The organism is Alcaligenes sp. EGD-AK7 (assembly GCF_000465875.3).
In the GTDB taxonomy this organism is placed as follows: Bacteria; Pseudomonadota; Gammaproteobacteria; order Burkholderiales; family Burkholderiaceae_B; genus Alcaligenes; species Alcaligenes phenolicus.
In genome coordinates this window covers 87512-107908 of the sequence record NZ_AVOG02000045.1, presented here as the reverse complement: position 1 = coordinate 107908, position 20397 = coordinate 87512, and the positions used below count along the sequence as shown (strand labels likewise).

The window sequence follows — 20397 nt, the reverse complement described above, 5'->3', positions numbered from 1 at the left end:
GTAGATATGGATACGAAATCCCTCCAGTCTTAAGCCGGGAAACTCAAGCAATGTCGCCACGCCTACGCAGTTTGTCTTCCAAGTCATCTGATCCTAGAAACCCTGTCGATAGAGCTTCTCGCGACAAGACCCGAAATCGCCTGACGCCGGTGGCCCGAGCCATAGCGACCTTGCTGCTTACAGGGGGGGTAAGTGCGCAGGCTTATGCGCAAACCCAGCCCGTATCAGGCGCGTGGTTCGCGTCGCGGGGAGCGGTAGAGCGCAATGTCTCCGGCGCACAAGGTGGAATGGTTGATCCGGGCAATGGCCTTTTGAACTCGGCGGCACGCCAACATGCCGAAGCACGTCAGCAATTGGCCCGTTCGGTCGAGAACCTGGGTCGTACCGCCAGTGCGATTGCTGCTCAGCAAGCTGCACAAAAAGCCGCGCGCGAGGCTGCTGCCAAAGAAGCCGGTGTGCCGGACGGTTATGTGCAAGGCGGGGTGTGGGATCGTGATGCTGCAGGCAATCTGCACGTCTGGACCGGCGCAGAGCGTCCGGTGCACACACAAGACAATGGTCAGCACACCGTTGCCATCAAGCAGACCGAAAGCAAAGCCGTACTGAATTGGGAAAGCTTTAACGTGGGCCGCAACACCACGGTGCAGTTCCAGCAAAAAGCGTCCGATGCGGTGTTGAACCGTGTTGTGGGGGCAGAGACGGCCCCGAGCCAGATTCAAGGCGCCATCAAGGGTGATGGCACCGTGATGGTGGTGAACCAGAACGGGGTGGTGTTCAGTGGCACGTCTCAAGTGAACGTGCGCAATCTGGTGACAGCCGCCGCCAAGATCACGGACCAGCAATTCAAGGAAGGTTTGTATGGCAAGGATGCCAACACGGCGTCCTTCACTAATGCGCAAGGCAAGATCGAGATACACGCCGGTGCACGTATCGGCACACACGCATCCGAGACCGTGAACCAGGGCGGGGGCTATGTGCTCTTGCTGGGGCAGGAAGTGCACAATGCAGGCAGTATCTCGACCCCGGGCGGGCAGGCTGCCTTGGCCGCTGGCGAGAACTTCATCATCCGCAAGGGGATGGGGACAGAGGAAAACGTCAATTCCACCACCCGTGGCAACACGGTGGTAGCTCAGGCAGGGGCATCCGACAAGGCGGGCCTGGTTCGCAATACGGGCGTGATTCAAGCCGCAACGGGCGACATCACCTTGGCCGGGCGCACGATCAGCCAGGACGGCGTGCTGGTGGCCAGCACCTCGGTTCACAACCGAGGCACGATTCATCTGCAGAACAACAAGACGGATGCTCAATCCAGCGTGACCTTGGGCAAGGATAGCGTCACAGCGATTGTGCTGGACGAAAGCGCTGCTACCGCCCTGGATGTACAACGCGAAGCCTTGATCAAGGAGTCGGACAAGGAAGGCGACGGCCTGCGTCATCGCCGTGATCAGTCGCTGGTACAGATTGCCAGCGGTGGCGATGTGGTTTTTGACGCCGACAGCCTTACGCTGGCGACGGGTGGTCAGGTCTTTGTGGACGCGGCCAGGAACAGCGAGGTACGTCAGGACGCCGTGATTGATGTGTCCGGCCATGTGGGTGTTCGCGTGGCGATGGAAGCCAACAACCTGATGATCAACATTCAGGGTAATGAGCAACGCGATGCTCCGGTCAACCGCGAGGGCGACAATCTGCGCAGCAGCGATGTCTGGCTGGATCGCCGCAACCTGGTGTTTGTTCCTGCTGGCACCAATGGCTATGAAAAGGACCGTTGGTACACCGCGGGCGGGCTACTGGAGGTGGGTGGTTATCTGGGGGTCGCCAGCCACGGTATCGGCGAGTGGGCCGCCCAGGGCGGCACCGTGCAGTTCAGCGGTGCCAGCGTGGTGACGCGTCCCGGTTCCTTGATCAACTTGTCGGGCGGCACGCTGGATGTACAAAGCGGTTATCTGCGCCAAAGCTGGCTGCGGGGTGTGGATGGCCGTCTATACACGGTCGATAGTGCACCGGGCGATTTGCTCTACACCGGCTTGTACAAGGGTTACGAGCAGACCAGTGCGCGCTGGGGTCAAACCCGCAGCTTCTATAACCCGATTCTGGCTCCTACCCAGCGTTACGAAGAAGGCTATACGGTAGGACGTGATGCGGGCCGCCTGGTTATTTCGACCAAGGCGGCGGACCTGCAAGGGCATATCGAATCCGAGGTTTACCAGGGCCCGCGCCAGATTCAGGCACCGGCTCCCAAGCTGGATGGCTATCAGCAGTCACAAACGGCTGTAGCGCGTCGGGCCGAGCTGATTCTGGGTGGCTGGACGCCGGTTTATGACAAGGACACGCAGAATCTGAGCTATAGCCCCAGTGCAGTGGTTGAGCAGATTGTGATTGGCAAGGCTCAGGCGCAGGAGGGGGGGGAGCAGTCCAACGCGACGTCCGGCCCTTCTCGCATCAGCCTGGATTCCGATTGGTTGACGCAAATGGGTCTGGGGGCTCTACGTGCCTATGCCAGCCAAAGTGTGGAAGTCAACGACGCGCTGGAGCTTGCTCTGGGTGGCGAGATCGCGCTGCATGCCAATCAGGTCGATGTGAAGGCTGACCTGACGGCGCGCGGTGGCCGTATTTTGCTGGGTGATATGGTGGATAAATGGACCAGCGCCAGTTTGGGCTGGCAATCCAGCAAGATTGCCGATGTGGCAGCCGGCGCTATTGCTGCCACACGAATTGACTCAGGTGTCACCCTGGATACCAGAGGCTTCTGGAGCAATCAGGAGATGGATAGCCGCGCGATGCGCTATCTGCCGTGGCGTAATGGTGGTGAAATCATTTTGCGCAGCAGCGGTGATGTGACTGTGGCCGAACACGCGCTGCTGGACGTCTCTTCGGCGGCGGCCTATATGGCCGATGGCTCGGTGCTAGGTGGCAAGGGTGGCAATATCACTCTGGCCGCTGATGCGTATATATCCGGCGTATCCGGCATAGGTGGACGACTGGTCTTCGAAGGTGAAATCCGTGGTCATGGTGTGGCTGGTGGTGGCACCTTGCGCTTGCAGACCGGGGAGACTGTCGTGTTGGGTGGCACGGTGCAGGGCAGTGATGGCGTCCTGCAGGCGGGTCAAAGCTCTCTGGCCGATTTGCTGACGACCGAGGCCTTTACCATTGCTGCTGGTGCGATTTTGCCGGTGGATTTCCACTACATGCGTACCCATGCCGCCGCTGGCGAGGTTATTGGCGGGGCGCCCAAGGTTGAGCAGGCCAATCAGTCCAGCTGGATTCATTTGACGACCCCCTGGACCTTGCCCAAGCCAAGCAACGAGAACTCCAGTTATTCGGTTTGGCTGTCCAATGGCCAGCAGTTGCGGGTAGACGGTTATAGCTGGAGCGTGGCGCCAACCTTACCAGCGGGAACGGTGATCATGGAGATCATGAATCCCGCCGGCTTCCCGACCAACTATGTGGTGCCGGCAGATATCCTGCCTGATGGCATTGCCATTGCGCCATCCCCCGGTGTTTACAAGGCTGGCACGGTCGCTCATGCCGATTTGAGCTATAGCGCAGGCACCTTGCTGCGTGCCGGAACGCGCTTGACGCAGGATGTGGCCGTGGGGACCATGCTGCATCTGGACAGCAGCCTGTTCCAGAAAGGGTTTGCGAATTATGACGTGATAGGCGGTTACGGCGTGGCCGTGGCAGAAGGGGCCAATCTGGCGCTGAACATGCCCGTCATGCAGCTGGATCTGCCCGCTGCACGTCAACTGGCCAATGGTGGGGATCTGAGCCAGGTTGCCTCCCTGTGGTTGCCACCCGAGTTCAGCGAATCGCCCGAAAAAGGCTCGATCAGCCAGCGCGGCGGTGCCGATCTGAGCTTGACGGCAGGTTTTGAGTACAAGCAGCAAGATGTGGACCCCAGTGGCCCCACCCTGTCCGTGGGCAAGGCGGCGCATATTAGCGTAGATGATGGTCGCAACATTATCTTGCAAGGCAGCGGTCAGATTACGGTGGATGGCTCCTTGCGAGCCTCGGGTGGCAAGATCGGTATCTATGGCCTGAGTGCTGGTAGCGAGGACGTGCGCCACCTCAAAGGACACGACGGTTCAATCTGGTTGGGCAGCAATGCCGTGCTGGATGTGTCGGGCAAGGCCATGACGGCTGTCGATACCCAGGGTCAACGCTACGGCAAGGTGCTCAATGGTGGCCGTATCGAAATTGGTAGCAAGTACCAGCAGGCTGCGACGCAGGTCAAGGCTATCGACAGCTTTGTCATTGTGCGCGAAGGCGCGCGCCTGCTGGCATCCGGAGCCGCAGCGACTTTGGACATGCCTGGTCAGGGCGCGCAAACCATCGCTTCCAATGGCGGTGTCATTCATCTGGCCAGCTTCAACGGACTGTATCTGGATGGCGATATGCAGGCCTGGGCCGGTGGTGCCAATGCGGCAGGCGGAACCTTGTCGGTCGCCCTGGAGTCGCCGAACTATGAAATGTCAGGTGGGCCGGGTGATCGCGTGCTGGCACACCGTGAAATGACCTTGGTGCAAGAGCAGCAACTGGAGAATCTGCCGCTTGATCTGCAAGCTGGTCGTGCTGATGCGGGTTTGGTCTACGGCCATGCTCGTTTGGGTGTGGACCGCATTCAGGCGGGGGGCTTTGATAATCTGGCCCTGCTGTCCAACGGCATTTTGTCGATTGAAAACGGTGTGGATTTGCAGATGGGCCAAAGCCTGCATCTGGCCACCCCCAAGATTGCCTTGGCCCCTGGCTCAATGCCCGGTGCTACGATCAAGCTGGCCGCGCCTCATGTCCGTTTGGCAGGGGCAACGCATCCCACCCGCGACAAGTATGTGACTCCGCTGATTCAGGCTCTGAACAGTAATGAAGGCCGATTGCCCGAGCTGCTGCCAGACTCCTATCTGCGTATCGACGCCAATGTGCTGGACATAGCCAACCAGATCGCCTTCGGTGCATTGGGCCGGTCCTTGCAAAGTGGCAAGGCCGAGGTATCGCGTGCCGGTTTTGATACGGTGGATCTGCGCGCGCAGCACGACCTTCGTTTCTTGAAGCATGCGGTCGGTGATCGTACACAGCTGCTGACCGAAGGGGATCTGGTGCTGGCGGCTGGCCGCATCTATCCGGGAACTGGCGTGACGGCGGAGGTGATTTCCGGCCGTTATATCCAGCGCGATCAGTGGAATAACCCGCTGACACAGTATGACCCGCAGCGCAGCTTGCGTATCGAGCGCATTGGCAGTGGCCCTGTCGCCCAGCCTTATTCTGCCTTGGGTGTCTTGCGCCTGATGTCGGGCAATATTGATCAGGGCGGTGTGTTGCTGGCTCCCTTGGGGCAGTTGGAGTTGGGTGTGGGTGTAGGTGGTGCCTCGCAAGCCCCAACCTCCATGGTGATGCGCCCTGGCAGCATTACCTCGGTCAGTGCCGCGGGTTTGATCATGCCCTACGGCGGGACGGTGGATGGGCTGACCTATAACTATGCAGGTAGCGATGCGCCTTATGTGGGCCTGGGCGGTCTGCTGGGTAATCTCAGCCTGAAAGCCACCAGCGTGGACGTGCAAGAAGGTGCCTTGCTGGATCTGTCGGGTGGTGGAGAACTGACAGGAGCAGGTTTCCTGCCTGGGCGGGGTGGTTCTACGGATGCCCGTCTGCACCCCCTGATTCAGAGCACCAATAACGGCTTCATGCTGCCCGAGCTTTCTGGCAACCCGGTCTATGCCGTCGTGCCAGGTGTACAGCAAGTGGTGGCGCCATTGGCGGCCGACAATGGTGCAGGCGATCCTATGGTGGGACGCCAGATTCATATCGGAGAGGGCGTGCCGGGCCTGGCCGCAGGTACGTATACCTTGCTGCCCTCTACCTACGCCTTGTTGCCTGGTGCTTACCGCGTTGAAATCAGTGGTTCGGGCAGTGCCAGTGCGGCTATGGGTGGCACCATTGCAATGCGTAATGGTTCCTACAATGTGGCCGCCCGTTTGGGGATCGCCAATACCCATGTCATGGATGCCATGCCCTCGCGCGTGGTGCTGACCTCGGCAGACACCCTGCGCCAGTATTCCCAGTACAACGAAACGTCTTACTCGCAGTTTGGGCTGGACTGGGCCATGCGTGATAGCGTCCCGCGCCCTCAACTGGAGCGAGATGCCCGCCAACTGCAGCTGGAGGCGAACCGTTTGCAGGTGGCGTCCGGTGTTGCCAAGTTTGAACCGGCCCAGAATGGCCGTGGGGGCAATGTGGTGCTGACTGGTCAGCGCATTGAAGTGCTGGCTGATGGGGCAGCGCCGACCGCAGGCTTTGATGGTATGTCGGTAGAGTCCGGTGTGCTCAATCGCCTGGGGGCGGCAGGCATCAGTATCGGGGGTTCACCTACCTCTACGTTTGCCTTGCAAGGTTATGGTTCGACCCGCGATGCCTGGCGTGTCAGTCTGGGCAACACGCGCACAGATGAAATCTATATTCGCGGCGGCGCCGTGCTGGAAGCTGCGCAGGTATTTCTGGTGGTGGGTAATCGTGAAAAGGGCCTGACAGTTGAGCAGGGCGCCACGATCAACACCTTGGGCAAAGGCGCCGCGCCCTGGGACTCCAGCGAAGGCTATGTGCTGCAGCCCGGTCAGAAAGGGGTTCTGGCCTTGAGCAATGGCTGGCTGGATGTCACTGCACCCAGCAACGACGATAGTTGGGGCACGGTAGGGGCGGGCTTTCTGCATATAGGGACTTGTGCCGTCGGTAGCAGTTGTTCGGGTGAAACCCGCTTGTATTCTGAAGGCACGATTACTGCTGCCACCAATAAAACCTTTGAGCTGGATGAGTCGGTGCGCTATGGCACACGCAATCTGGTGCTGGCCATGGGTGGCATCAATGTGGGCGGAGCGCAGGCCCTGTCCGACGCGTCTGCTGCGGGTATCTTGCCCTCCGGTCTGACGCTGAATCAAAGTGTGCTGGAGCGCTTGCTGCGCGGCGATACCCAGATGGGGGCGCCTGCATTGGAGAACCTGGTGTTGACGGCGCGTGACTCCGTCAACTTCTATGGTGATGTCAATTTGAGCACGCTGGACCCGGTGACAGGCAAGTCGGCACTGGAGCGCCTGGTGTTAAGCGCAGCTGCCATTTATGGCTATGGCGACGCAAATAGTGAAGCACGTATCGAAACCGGAATTCTGGTCTGGAACGGAGCCACGACACCGGCGGGCAGCATCGTGGAAGGCGGCGCGGGCACGGGGAATGGCCGTCTGGTATTTGATGCTCAGCAGATTGAGTTTGGTTACGGCCCGAAAAGCCAGCCCGATACCGTGGGTATGCACGACCGTCTGGCCTTGGGCTTTAGCAGCGTGAACCTGAATGCTTCCGAGCGCATCACAGCCAATCACAAGGGCAGCTTGTCCGTGTACCACAGTCGTGGTGCCTGGGATGCAGCCAGCAATGGCTGGACCTATCAGGGCGGCAATCTGAACTTCAGCACCCCCTTGTTTACCGGACAGGCCGGTTCGGTCAACAACATCCGTGCAGGTGGCAACATTGCGGTGACTCGTCCGCAGGGGAGCAGCACGGTGCAGCCTGATCTGGCCACAGCGGTGCACGCCTTGGGAGCCGAGTTGAGCCTGGATGCTGCCAGGTCCTTGGTCTGGAACAGTGCGGCCTTGCTGCCTAGCGGCAAGCTGAAGCTGTCTGCTCAGGACGATGTGGTTCTGCAAGAGGGTGCGCAACTGGATCTGGCAGGGCGTCCGATCAGCTTCTTTGATGTGAACAAGTACAGCTGGGGTGGCGAGGTTGTGCTGGAGAGTCGCGGCGGCAATGTGATCCAAGCGGCGGAGTCCCTGATTGATGTATCGGCCCAGCACAATCGTGCAGGCAAACTGACGGCCCTGGCCTTGAACGGCTTGGTGGACTTGCGTGGCCGTATGTCGGGAGCTGGAACAGGGCATTACGATGCGGGCGGTACCTTGGTGCCTTTTGCCTCCGGCTTTATTGAGCTGCGTGGACAGCAGATTGCGGACTTTGCGGGACTTAACGCCCGTCTGAATGAAGGATCGGTGTGGGGTGGTCGCAGCTTCCAGCTGCGCCAGGGGGATCTGCTCATTGGCAACGAGCTTAAAGCGCGTGAAATCAATGTCTCCGTGGACAATGGCAGCCTGACGGTCAACGGCACCATTGATGCCAGCGGTGAGCAGGCGGGCAGCATTCGCCTGGCTGCCAAGCGAGGGGTGACCCTGACTGGCAGCGCCGTGCTGGATGCCAGTGCCAGTGTGCTGCGTCGGGACAGTTACGGCCAAGTGATTGAAGCACCTAACCGGGCCATCATTGAAATTGATTCGGGCCAGGGTCGTCTGGTTCTGGCCGATGGCATGCGCATGAATCTGAGTGTGGCTGGTTCCCATGCGAATTACGGCACTGTCGCTCTGAACGCACCGCGCCTGGGTGGCGCGACGGGCAACGATGTCGATATTGATGCACGCGGTGCACTCAACATTACCGGGGCGAGGTCGATTGCCGTCAATGCTTTCCAGCAATACGACGATGCGCAGCTTGGCCTCGATGAAACGGTAGATGGTCGCAGCTACCAGCGTATCGATCAGGACTACTTGCGTCAGAAGCATCTGGATAGTGAAACCTTCATCAACAAGGCTCTGGCGAATCAGGCCTTGATGCAAGGCAAGCTGGCCGGGCTGCGTGCTTATGGTGATCAATTCCACCTGCGCCCTGGTGTGGAGATTGTCAGCAATGCCGCCACGAATCCAGATGGTGATCTGCATGTAGATGGGGATATTGATCTGTCGGGCTACCGCTATGCCAGCGTAAATCCTCATGCTCAGAAAAGCTCGGTATATGGCTCGGGCGAGGCCGGGGCCCTGGTATTGCGCGCCGCTGGAGATCTGACGATTTTTGGCAGTTTGACGGATGGCTTCAATACCTCCGTGCTGGGTGTCACGGCTGATGATGGTGGCTGGGTTCTGCCCGCAGGTCGTATGCCTTTTGGCGGTGATCTCATCATCCCCCATGGCGGCATGGCCACGCTGGACGTGGGGACCCAGTTCGCGGCCGGTCGTACCGTTAACTATGACCTGCCCGTGGAGGGCATGAGCTTGCCACGCGGCACCGTAATCCCCAGCCTGATGAGTCTGGCGCAAGGCCTGTCCTTGCAGGCAGGAACGGTGCTGTCAGCGGCCGTGCTGGATGCGTCCGGGCAAGTGGTTTATGCCGCTGGCACGGTCTTGAAAGAGGCAGTGACACTACAAGCCAATATGCAGTTGGCCGCGGGCTTCCGTTTGCCGGAGGATGCGCAAATGGCGGCTACTCTGTGGCCCAAAGGCGTGCCCTTGCCGGTGCTTATGAAATTGAACCAGCAGGTTGCCTTGAAGAAAGGGGCGCTGGTGCCTTCCGAGACGGACGTGGTATTGCCGGGCGGGGCCGTGATGGTCGATCTTCGTCCTCGAGATGGGGATGACGCGCAAGGTCGCATGCTGGCTCTGGCCCCCATGTTGGCCGCTGGCTCGCAGTCCTGGGATTTGCGTCTGGTTGCCGGGGCGGATACCTCGGCAGCGGATAATCGCTTGACGTTGATTGATACCGAGCGTCGCTTGATGCTGGCGGATACGCACTTTGGCCTTGGCGTGAAATCAACCGAAATTCCAGGAACGGGTAAACCAGCGGTGTATGGCTGGGGAGAGGTCAGCCGCTTTGAAGAGCTGATTGAGTTGCTGGCGGGGGGCTATTGGTTGAGCTTTGTGCCTGTCTCTGGTGAGCAGGTGACACAGGCGCAGATCGAAGAGCTGCAAGCGTACGGCATTATCGGCACCGATATCACTGAACTGAATATTTTTGGCATGGGCGATATGGCCGCCGAGCTCTCGCCCGCTACACCGCCCGAGATGCAAGACGTGAAACAGCCCGCCCGTGAACAACTGTTCAGTGTCCTGCGTACGGGCGTGGGTGATCTGGATCTGGTGTCTGGTGGCGACATCGAGATGAACTCGCTGTATGGGGTCTACACCGCAGGCACGCCGTCGGCATCGATGGGGGCGGCCTATAACCAGGCGCGTGGCAAGTTGTTCGATGGCACGATCTTGCGCGCGGAAGGCAAGCGTTTCGAGTCGCTGGTCGACGGTGGTGCGGACAGCCTGTATCAGGCCTGGTATCCCGAAAAGGGCGGCAATGTGTTGCTGCGTGCTCAAGGCAGTGTGAAGGGGGATCTGGTCGGCAATAACGACGGCAAGAATGATCAGAGCTACACCTTCTACAACACGCGTCAGCAGATTGCTTCTACGGCAGTGGGTAACTGGTTGTGGCGCCAGGGAACGGGTAGTGCAGTGTCAGCCTCGGAAGGGACTCCCAGTGCCTGGTGGGTCAACTTCGGGACATATGTGGCGGGTACCGCAAATGGCGGGTATAGCGAGTACGACACCTGGTTGTTTGCCAACGATCCTTTCCTGGCCGGCTTTACCGGTGTGGGTACTTTGGGTGGTGGCAACTTGACCGTGGAGGCCGGGGCGGATGCCGGCATGTTGAACCAGCGCGGTATTCGCAGCAGCTGGAATCAGCAGACGCATACGCCGCGCAGCCAGGGCTTGCATCTGGTGGTGGGCAGCACAGGCCGAATCACCTCGGGGGGCGAACTGGTACAGACAGGTGGCGGGGACCTGGTCCTGCGCCTGGGTGGCACACTGAACCCGAACCCCGATGTGCGCTTGAACGAGCATGACCTGAACAGCACTTTGGTGAATTTGCGAGGAGCGATTGCTCTGGATGCCGGCGCGGTTGGTGGGGTAAAGCTGGGCTTTGGTGGAACAGATCAAATGGATACGCGTCCTGGCAATATTTATGCCAGCGGCGGAGGGACCGCAACAGGTGGTCCGATTCTGGTCTTGGGTGACTCCGCAGTACGCATGCAAACGCGGGGCGATCTGGTGCTGGGCAGTACGGTAGACCCAGGGCGTACCTTGTCCTTAAGCTCAACGCCTTTCTCCGTAGATGGCCAGCACTATGACGGCAATGGTTGGTCCTGGTTCTCCTTGTGGACACCGGCGACGGCAATTGATTTGTTGAGTGTGGGGGGCAACCTGACGCCCACCACGTCCTGGGATGAGCGCAATGCGTATGAGGATACGCGTTGGGGCGACCCAGGCCGCAACCAGTCCCATAACGCAGATGGTCATTTCTATCCTTCTATCCTGCGTGCGGCGGCCGCTAACGGCAATATTCAGTATGGAGCCAGTGCCAGCGATGCCACTGTACCCAGCAATTCAATATTGCGTTATGGCTTTGGTACGGTACTGGCCCCTTCGCCAATGGGCGAGCAGTTTGTCAACGCAACAGGGCGTGGTGAACTGCAGTTCCTGGCGGGGGGCTCCATTCAGGCGGCCGGCTACGTTTTCTCGGCCTCGGCGGCAGACGCAGCGGCCATGTCCAGCCCCTTCCGTCCTGCCTTTGTAGGCTTGCTATCGCAGACAGGGGGCGGCGAGTACGGCTATAACCCCCGCATAATTCATAACGTGGATGGCGAGGCCGTCAAGCTCAACGACTGGTTCACCGTCAGCAGCAAGGCGATCACTTCGCTGTACGGAGGCCGTCAAAATACAGGTTCCTTGTTTGTGTTTGGTACGCCGGTCAATATCGGTACTGCCGCAGCTCAACGTCAGCCCGCTCGTTACTACGCCGTCAACGGCGACATTGTTGGCTTGCGCGTCGGTCAGGAAGTGTTGTTGGGATACCCACCGGGCTCGCAGGGCTCACGTATGGAAGGCTCGGTTCCTGTGGCGATTCGGGCCGGGCGTGACATTACCGACTCGGGCACACGCCTGGGGCAGAAAGATGCCGTGGCAGGGGCCAAGAGTGCCACTGCGACGACACGCGGTAATTTGATTACCCATGCCTGGGCAGACGATATTTCCATTGTTGAAGCGGGTCGGGACGTGCGTAACAGCAGCTTCTATATCTTGGGGCCAGGTTTGCTGGACGTGTCGGCCGGGCGTCATGTGTATCTGGCTGACAAGGGCGAGATCAAGAGTCTGGGGCCCTTGAGCAGTGCCTTGTCCGATAGTCGTGGTGGCGGCGCCAGTATTTCGGTCTCGGCCGGAATGGGCGAAGGAGCGCATTGGAACGACTTTGCGGCGCGCTATCTGAACCCCGAGAATCAGGCTGATCTGGAGCTGCCGTTTGCAGATCAACAGGGCAAGGCGCTGTACATCTATAGCGGTGGCCTGACGCTGGGGCAATGGCTGCAACGCGAGTTTGGCTACACAGGCGATGAAGCCGGCGCACAAGCCTTCCTGCACGAGAAGCAGGGAGAGCTGGACCAAGTACGCGATCAGGCCAGGGCTGAAGGCCGCAATGCCTCCAGTCGTCCCTTGGCGCGAGAGTACAAGCTGGAGAGCCAGCTGCACTTGGTCAATTGGTTGAGCACCCGCTTTGGCGACAAGAACGGCCTGGGCCTGCATTTTGATGCGGCCAGTATGGACGCCCGCAGCTTCTTCGAGGCCTTGCCGCCCGAGCAGCAACGCAGCTATCTGCGTAATGTGTACTACGCAGAGCTGAAGGCATCGGGCCGTGAGTACAACGATAGTGACAGCAAGCGCGCAGGCAGCTATTTGCGTGGTCGTGAAGCGATTGCCACCTTGTTCCCCGAACAGGATGCTCAAGGCAAGGCCTTGAGCTACACGGGTGATTTGACGATGTACAGCAGTGCGCTGTATTACGACGCGGATTACGTGAACAACACGACGGGCAAGAGTCGACCCACTCCCAAGCTGGATTACATCACCAAGACCGAGTGGGAGGCCTTGGGCAGTCCGGGTTACAACGTGTCGTTCTACGACGTGCTGGATGCGGGTATTCACACCAACTTTGGTGGTGATATCAGCATCCTGACTCCCGGCGGGCGTGCCCTGGTGGGGATTGATGGTGGCTTTAACCCTGGTCCGGGATCGGGTGTGATCACGCAAGGGGAAGGGGACATCAACTTCTTCTCGCAAAGCGACATTCTGATGGGACAGAGCCGGGTCTTTACGACCTTTGGCGGCAATATTCTGGCCTGGTCGGCAGCAGGGGACATTAACGCGGGTCGGGGTAGCAAGACCACGGTGGTCTACACGCCGCAACGTCGTGTTTACGATCTGTTTGGCAATGTGGCCTTGTCACCATCAACGCCTAATACCGGTGCAGGTATCGCTACCTTGAACCCGGTTCCCGAGGTCCCGCCAGGTTATATCGATCTGATTGCGCCATTGGGAACGGTGGACGCGGGCGAGGCAGGGATTCGCGTGTCGGGCGACATCAATATCGCCGCCTTGCGTGTGGTCAATGCAGACAATATTCAGGTACAGGGCGAGTCCAAGGGAATTCCGGTGGTGGCGACCGTCAACACAGGCGCCTTGAGTAACGCCAGCGCGACAGCATCGTCGGCCGCATCGGCGGCGCAGGATACGGTCAACCGCGCTCGTGCACAGGCTCGTCAGAATCTGCCTTCGGTCATTACTGTGCAGATTCTGGGATTTGGGGATGCAGGGCAGTCAGGGGGCGGGGCCACATCATCAGGAGCAGGCCCAGCGACTTCCAGGATAGATGCCTCTGCGTATCGCCAAGACAGTACGGTGCAGGTCCTGGGACTGGGCGCCAATCCGCAATCCGCTCTGGATCGGTTGACGCCCGAGGAGCGGCGGCGGATGACACTGTAGCTTGAGCCTGGGAGATCTGATCATGCTGTCCACTTGCCTGCCCTTGCCTACACGCAAGCGTAATGAAGAGTGTGTGACGCCGCAGTATTCACTGTGCTTGTATCTGAAGGTGCACTACGAAGAGCTGCTGCGTCAATTGACCATCCGCCTGCGCTGCCGCGACCGCGCAGCGGATGCCTTGCACGACACCTGGCTGCGTCTGCATGGCAGCCGGGAGATCGGGCCGGTCGCCAACCCCCGCCTGTATTTACTGCGTATGGCCAGCAATCTGGCGATCGATGAATGGCGAGCCGAGTCCGGCAGAGGGACGCTGGTGCCCCTGGAGGAACTGGAAGAGCATCAGCAGATTTCCCCCATGCCGGGGCCAGAGTCCAGCCTGATCGGCCGATCTTTGCTGTCCGTCCTGATCTACGCCATCGAGCTGCTGCCCCGCCAACGTCGCGCCATCTTTCTGGCGGCCCGGCTGGAAGAACAGAGCCTGAGTGTGGTGGCCGAACGCTTCGGCGTCACCACCAGCAAGGCACGCAACGAGCTGCGCCGGGCAGAGGCGCATTGCGAACAGGCCTTGCTTGGAAACTGGACAGAACTGCGGCAGGGGCGCAATTCCTGTCTGAAACCACCACCGACCATGACGGCCGGGTTTGGCTGGATGGCGGAGCCGGTGGGGTTTTGAGGGCGACGGGGGGCTGGAACAGCAAGTATCGAGATTATCGATACTTCCGTTATATCGAGAATCTCGATATTGGCCCAGCAAAGAGGTGTTCGCTTGAGCCATGCGCATATGGGTAATCCAGTTGCTCTGGCTGTTTGATGCGCATCTGGCAAGTAGAAAAACAAAAAGCCCAGTCGTTTGACTGGGCTTTTTGCTTGAATTCTTGGTGGCCTGGGGCGGAATCGAACCACCGACACAAGGATTTTCAATCCTCTGCTCTACCGACTGAGCTACCAGGCCAACGTGTACTGCTCGGTAAAAATAGAACTATACCACGTTTTTTAATTTGTGCGCATAGTACAACAAAAAATTTATGCATCTTTTCGACTTCAAATTTGCCGTACCCCTAGGGGGAGGCCCTTTTCAGCGAAAAGAGGGCTGCATAAAGGAGTGCAATTGTAATCACAAAAGGGCAATTCAAGTAACATTTTTGGCAAAATTGCGGCTTGCGGCGTAAAATCACTTAAATTTCATGCGTTTTGCCTTTGCAAAATTGCCAGTCTTGGTCTTTTCAGGGCTATAGCCTGTACTGCTCATGTCTGTAGATGTTCTAACCTTCGGTCTGAATCATGTGTCCGCGCCCGTTGCCGTGCGCGAGCGCGTTGCGTTTCCGATCGATGTGTTAAAGCCTGCGCTTGATACCTTGCGTGCCACGTTCGGCACCGGTGTCCGTGAAGCAGCCATTCTGTCTACCTGTAATCGTACCGAGATCTACTGTGCGGCCGAGCCCCATGTGGCTGAGCGTCTGCCCGAATGGATGGCAGACTTCAACAGTCTGCGCTCTGCCGAGCTGACCCCCCATCTGTACCGCTACAACCAGAACGAGGCCGTGCGCCATGCGTTCCGTGTTGCCAGCGGTCTGGACTCCATGGTCTTGGGTGAGCCCCAGATTCTGGGTCAGATGAAAGATGCCGTGCGTGCCGCCAACGAGGCCGGCTCGCTGGGCACCTTGTTGCATCAATTGTTCCAGCGCACCTTCTCGGTGGCCAAGGAAGTCCGTACGCAAACCGCTATTGGCGCCCATTCGGTGTCCATGGCTGCCGCGGCTGTCCGTTTGGCCGAGCGTGTGTTTGGTGACCTGAGCCAGGCCAAAGTGCTGTTTATTGGTGCTGGGGAAATGATCGAGCTGTGTGCCACGCACTTTGCGGCAGTGAACCCCTGTAGCATCGTGGTCGCCAACCGTACTCAGGAACGGGCTGAAAGCCTGGCCTCGCGCTTCATGGCCAGCACCATGAAGCTGGCTGATGTGCCTGATCGTCTGGCAGATTTTGACGTGGTGGTGTCCTGTACGGCCAGTACCTTGCCCATTCTGGGTCTGGGTATGGTGGAACGAGCTGTGCGTTCGCGTCGTCACCGCCCTGTGGTCATGGTTGATCTGGCCGTGCCACGCGATATTGAAACCGAAGTAGGTCGCCTGGACGACGTGTACCTGTATACCGTCGATGATCTGGGCCGCTTTGTACAACGGGGTGCCGATGCCCGTCAGGCCGCTGTGGTGCAGGCTGAAGCCATTATTGACACCCAGGTGCAGCATTACATGCACTGGCTGAGTACCCGTGCGATTGTGCCGGCCATTCTGGATGTGCAGCAGTCGGTCGAAAAAGTACGTCAACACGAGCTGGAGCGCGCGCGCCGCATGTTGGCCCGTGGCGATGATCCAGCAGAAGTCATCGAAATGCTGGCGCATGGCCTGACTCAAAAGTACATGCACGGCCCGATGGCTGAATTGACGCGCAGTGAGGGTTCCGAGCGCGAGCAATTGTTGAATCTGCTGCCTCGTCTGTTGCCCTCGACCACCCGTCGACGTTAGCGTTTGGGCTGTTGTCTGTTCACCGACTCTCCTGCGGTGCAGCCCGATAGCTTTGAACTGCGCCCAGACCCTCTGATTTTCCCTTTAGGCTGTTCCCTATGAAAGACTCTATGCGCAGTCGGCTTGAGCAATTGGCTCGCCGTCTGCATGAAGTTGATGCCATGCTTGCCGAGCCTGAAATTGCCAGCAATATGGACGAGTTTCGCAAACTGTCGCGCGAGCGCTCCGAGCTGGACCCTGTTGTAGCAGCCTTCAAAAGCTATGAGGCTGCCGAAGGGGATCTGCAAGCGGCCCAGGACATGATGTCCGACCCTGAATTGAAGGAAATGGGCGAAGAAGAATACAAGTTGGGCAAGGAACGTATCGCTCAACTGGAGGATGAACTGCAAATCCTGCTCCTGCCGCGCGACCCGGACGACACCCGTAACGTGTTCATTGAAATCCGCGCCGGTGCCGGTGGGGACGAAAGCGCTTTGTTTGCCGGGGATTTGCTGCGCATGTACATGCGCTATGCTGAAAACTGCGGCTGGCGTACGGAGATCATGTCTGCCAGCGATTCGGAAGTGGGTGGTTACAAGGAAGTGATCGTTCGAATTGAAGGCCAGGATGTGTACGGGCGTCTGAAGTTCGAGTCCGGTGCGCACCGTGTGCAGCGTGTGCCTGAGACTGAAGCCCAGGGTCGCATCCATACCTCTACGTGTACCGTGGCCGTGTTGCCCGAAGCCGAAGGCCTGGCTGAAATCACCATCAATCCTGCTGATTTGCGTGTGGACACCTTCCGCGCCAGTGGTGCCGGGGGTCAGCACGTGAACAAGACGGACTCTGCCGTTCGTCTGACTCACTTGCCTACAGGTTTGGTGGTGGAGTGTCAGGACGACCGTTCCCAGCACCGTAACCGCGAAAAGGCCTTGCAGGTGCTGGCCGCTCGTCTGAAAGACAAGCAGCAGCGTGAGCAATCTGACAAAGAAGCCGCCGAGCGTAAAAGCCTGGTCGGTACGGGAGACCGCTCCGAGCGCATCCGTACCTACAACTTCCCGCAAGGCCGCATGACGGATCACCGTATCAATCTGACCTTGTACAAGCTGGGCTACATCATGGACGGCGATCTGGACGAGCTGATCAAGGCCTTGCTGTCCGAGCATCAGGCCGGTTTGCTGGCTGATCTGGCGCAGGCGTGAGCATGAACCTATCCGGTGAGCAGGCCGTGTCCTCAATGGCCACGCCTGCCGACTATCCCCGTACCTTGCGAGCCTTGCAGCCGTTAAGTCCCTTGCCGCGCCTGGAGCGCGACATGCTGTGGATGCAGGTGCTGGGCGTCGGTCGTTCCTGGCTGATTGCGCACGACACGGACGAGTTGCCGCTGGACAAGATCCAAGCCTATCAAGCTCTGGAAGCCCGCCGTGTGGCGGGCGAGCCCATGGCGTATATCGTCGGTGTGCGGGAATTCATGGGCCATGAGTTTCTGGTGTCGCCCTCGGTGCTGATTCCTCGCCCGGATACCGAAACCCTGGTTGAGCGTGCCTTGGAGCGTGTGCAGAACATCCAATCTCCCCGCATTCTGGATATGGGCTGTGGCAGCGGCGCCATTGCGGTTTCTCTGGCGCTGGCACGTCCTGATGCCCATGTGGTCGCCAGTGACATCAGCACACTGGTATTGGCGCAGGCGGGCTTAAATGCTCAGCGTTTGTGTGGGAAAGTCGAGTTTTGCCTGGGGAGTTGGTACGATGCCGTGGCAGGCCAGGAACCTTTTGACCTGATCGTGTCCAACCCTCCATACATTGCAGTGGATGATGAACATCTGGCGCAGGGCGATGTGCGGTTCGAGCCGCGTCAGGCACTGACCGATGGCTCTGACGGCTTGACGGATTTGCGTACAATAGTTCAGGGAGCCGGGCCGTATCTGCGTCCTGGTGCTAGTCTTCTCATGGAGCACGGCTGGGATCAGGCCGACCATGTGCAAAATATGCTGCGGCAGGCAGGGTTCAAACAGGTCATCAGTTATGAGGATCTGGCAGGAATCCGGCGGGTCACAGGTGGACAGTGTTAATTCTTTTCTTAAGAGAACATCATGAGTGAAGTTCAAGATTTCATCCGCGAAACCGTAACGGAAAACCCCGTTGTGCTGTTTATGAAGGGCACAGCTCAAGCTCCTCAGTGTGGTTTCTCCGCACGCACCGTGCAGATTCTGCGCGCTGTTGGCCTGAGCCAGGTGGTTGTGGTCAACGTGCTGGACGACGCCGAAGTGCGTCAGGGCATCAAGGACTTCTCCAACTGGCCCACCATCCCCCAGCTGTACATCAAGGGCGAATTCGTCGGCGGTTCGGACATCGTGTCTGAAATGTACGAAAACGGCGAACTGGAAACCATGCTGCGCGAGGCTGGGGCTCTGGAGTGAGCACCAAGCGACGCCTGGTCATCGGCATGACCGGGGCCACCGGGGCGGTCTACACCGTGCGCCTGCTGCAAGTGCTGCAGTCCTGTCCGGATGTGGAAACTCATTTGGTGATCTCGCCCTCCGGGGTGCTGAACATCAAATATGAGCTGGATATCGGCAGGCACGAGATTCAGGCTCTGGCCGATCAGGTGCACAGCTTCCGCGATGTGGGTGCAACCTTGGCCAGTGGCAGTTTTCCTACGGCGGGCATGGTGATTGTGCCGTGCTCGATGCGTACGCTGGCCGCCGTGGCGCATGGTTTGTCTGACAACCTGATTACCCGGGCTGCCGACGTTACCTTGAAAGAGCGTCGTCGTTTGGTGATGATGGTGCGTGAAACGCCATTCAATCTGGCGCATTTGCGCAATATGACGGCCGTGACGGAGATGGGCGGGATCATCTTCCCGCCTATGCCCGCGTTTTACCTGCGACCCAAAAACATCGATGATATTGTCGATCACACGGTGATGCGGGTGTTGGAATTGTTCGATATTCAGGTGTCCGGTGAACGCTGGGATGGTTCGCAAAAACCGAGCTAAGGCCTGATAGTCGTTCAGCGGGCGCAAAAAAAGCCCCGATATAAACCTCCACAATCTGGATATCATTCCAGACACTAGCGGTTTATATCGGGGCTTTTTATTGTCTGTCGCTTGTGTATTTGCAGGCGGCAAGCGCTACGCTAAGCCGCGTGTCATGTTTATTGGCCGGAACGACGCTTGCTCATGAACACAATCTGCTGTTCACCGGAAGCGGCAGGCTGAGCAGGTGTGAAGGCATCCTGACGCACGCCCGGAGTAGCGTCGTCGTTATCTTCCTCAAAGCCTGCGGCCAGCAAGCTTTCGGGCAGGTGATCGTCAAAATAATCCTGATCAAAGCCTTTATCGCCTTCCGGATCGGCCTGGCCTGTGACCTTCAGGTCTGCAAAGTTATGCAGCTTGGGGTCCATCAGGTGCGAAGGCACCACGCGTGTCAGAGCTCCAAACACGTTCCAGGAACGGTGCGGGAATTTCTTGTCCCATTCCGCAATCATGCGGTTGATCTCCTGGCGCTTCAGGTTTTCCTGCGAACCGCACAAGTTACAGGGGATGATGGGGAATTCTTTCAGCTTGGCGTAGGCGATCAGGTCCTTCTCGGGTACATAGGCCAGAGGGCGGATCACGATGTGTTCGCCATTGTCCGACATCAGCTTGGGTGGCATGCCTTTCATGCGGCCACCGTAAAACAGGTTCAGGAAGAAGGTAGCCAGAATGTCATCTCGATGATGGCCTAGGGCGATCTTGGTGGCACCCAGTTCCTTGGCGACACGGTACAAGATGCCGCGACGCAAACGCGAGCACAGCGAGCACATGGTCTTGCCTTCGGCAATCACGCGCGTCACCACCGAGTACGTGTCCTGAGTTTCGATGTGATAGGGCACGCCCAGCTTTTCCAGATACTCGGGCAGGATGTGGTCAGGGAAACCGGGCTGTTTCTGGTCCAGGTTCACGGCCACGATGTCGAACTTGATCGGAGCGCGCTTTTGCAAAGTCATCAGCACGTCCAGCAGGCCGTAGGAATCCTTGCCGCCAGACAGGCAGACCATGATCTTGTCGCCTTCCTCGATCATGTTGAAGTCACCGATGGCGCGGCCCACCTCACGCATGATGCGTTTGCTCAGCTTGTTGTCATTGACGCGCTGCTTGCGTTCAGCTTTGCTGGCAAACACGGGAGTCTCGGTTTCGGAAGGAGGGAGGGTGCTGGTGTCTTGGGACATAAGGAAAAGCGGAAAGAAGTGTCGTCGTAG

The 20397-nt window shown here is 58.8% G+C and carries 8 protein-coding genes and 1 tRNA gene; 7 read left to right on the top strand and 2 right to left on the bottom strand.

Going from position 1 to position 20397, the window contains the following annotated elements; translation table 11 throughout:
• The first annotated feature begins 50 nt into the window (after positions 1-50).
• Both N879_RS14900 and N879_RS14895 read left to right on the top strand, forming a co-directional pair.
• Positions 51-13658 carry a filamentous haemagglutinin family protein gene (locus N879_RS14900; protein ID WP_082453677.1) on the top strand — a complete coding sequence of 4536 codons (13608 nt, stop codon included), beginning with the start codon at positions 51-53 and terminating at the stop codon, positions 13656-13658.
• 22 nt (positions 13659-13680) lie between these two features.
• Complete coding sequence (locus tag N879_RS14895; RefSeq protein ID WP_128831698.1) at positions 13681-14331, top strand: RNA polymerase sigma factor; 651 nt, start codon at positions 13681-13683, stop codon at positions 14329-14331.
• Positions 14332-14534: 203 nt separating this feature from the next.
• Here the strand turns inward: N879_RS14895 and N879_RS14890 are convergent.
• Positions 14535-14610 (bottom strand) — tRNA-Phe (locus N879_RS14890).
• 295 nt (positions 14611-14905) lie between these two features.
• Here N879_RS14890 and hemA point away from each other — a divergent pair.
• The 5 genes from hemA (at position 14906) to N879_RS14865 (ending at position 19153) form a co-directional block, all read left to right on the top strand.
• The gene (gene hemA, locus N879_RS14885; protein ID WP_021447198.1) at positions 14906-16180 is read left to right on the top strand and encodes a glutamyl-tRNA reductase; all 1275 of its coding nucleotides are present in this window, start codon (positions 14906-14908) and stop codon (positions 16178-16180) included.
• A gap of 98 nt (positions 16181-16278) precedes the next feature.
• Entirely contained in the window at positions 16279-17358 is a 1080-nt protein-coding gene (prfA, locus tag N879_RS14880) for a peptide chain release factor 1 (RefSeq protein WP_009464100.1), read from the top strand.
• Between the two features lie 2 nt (positions 17359-17360).
• The gene (gene prmC, locus N879_RS14875; RefSeq protein ID WP_009464102.1) at positions 17361-18227 is read left to right on the top strand and encodes a peptide chain release factor N(5)-glutamine methyltransferase; all 867 of its coding nucleotides are present in this window, start codon (positions 17361-17363) and stop codon (positions 18225-18227) included.
• Between the two features lie 21 nt (positions 18228-18248).
• On the top strand, positions 18249-18575 hold the full coding sequence (gene grxD, locus N879_RS14870; protein WP_003804985.1) for a Grx4 family monothiol glutaredoxin: 327 nt from the start codon (positions 18249-18251) through the stop codon (positions 18573-18575).
• Complete coding sequence (locus N879_RS14865; RefSeq protein ID WP_009464105.1) at positions 18572-19153, top strand: UbiX family flavin prenyltransferase; 582 nt, start codon at positions 18572-18574, stop codon at positions 19151-19153. The genes grxD and N879_RS14865 overlap by 4 nt, the downstream gene beginning before the upstream one ends.
• Before the next feature lie 158 nt (positions 19154-19311).
• Here the strand turns inward: N879_RS14865 and ttcA are convergent, their stop codons facing one another.
• Positions 19312-20367 (bottom strand): tRNA 2-thiocytidine(32) synthetase TtcA, encoded by a 1056-nt coding sequence (gene ttcA, locus N879_RS14860; protein WP_009464107.1) that lies wholly within the window; start codon positions 20365-20367, stop codon positions 19312-19314.
• Between the last annotated feature and the right edge of the window lie 30 nt (positions 20368-20397).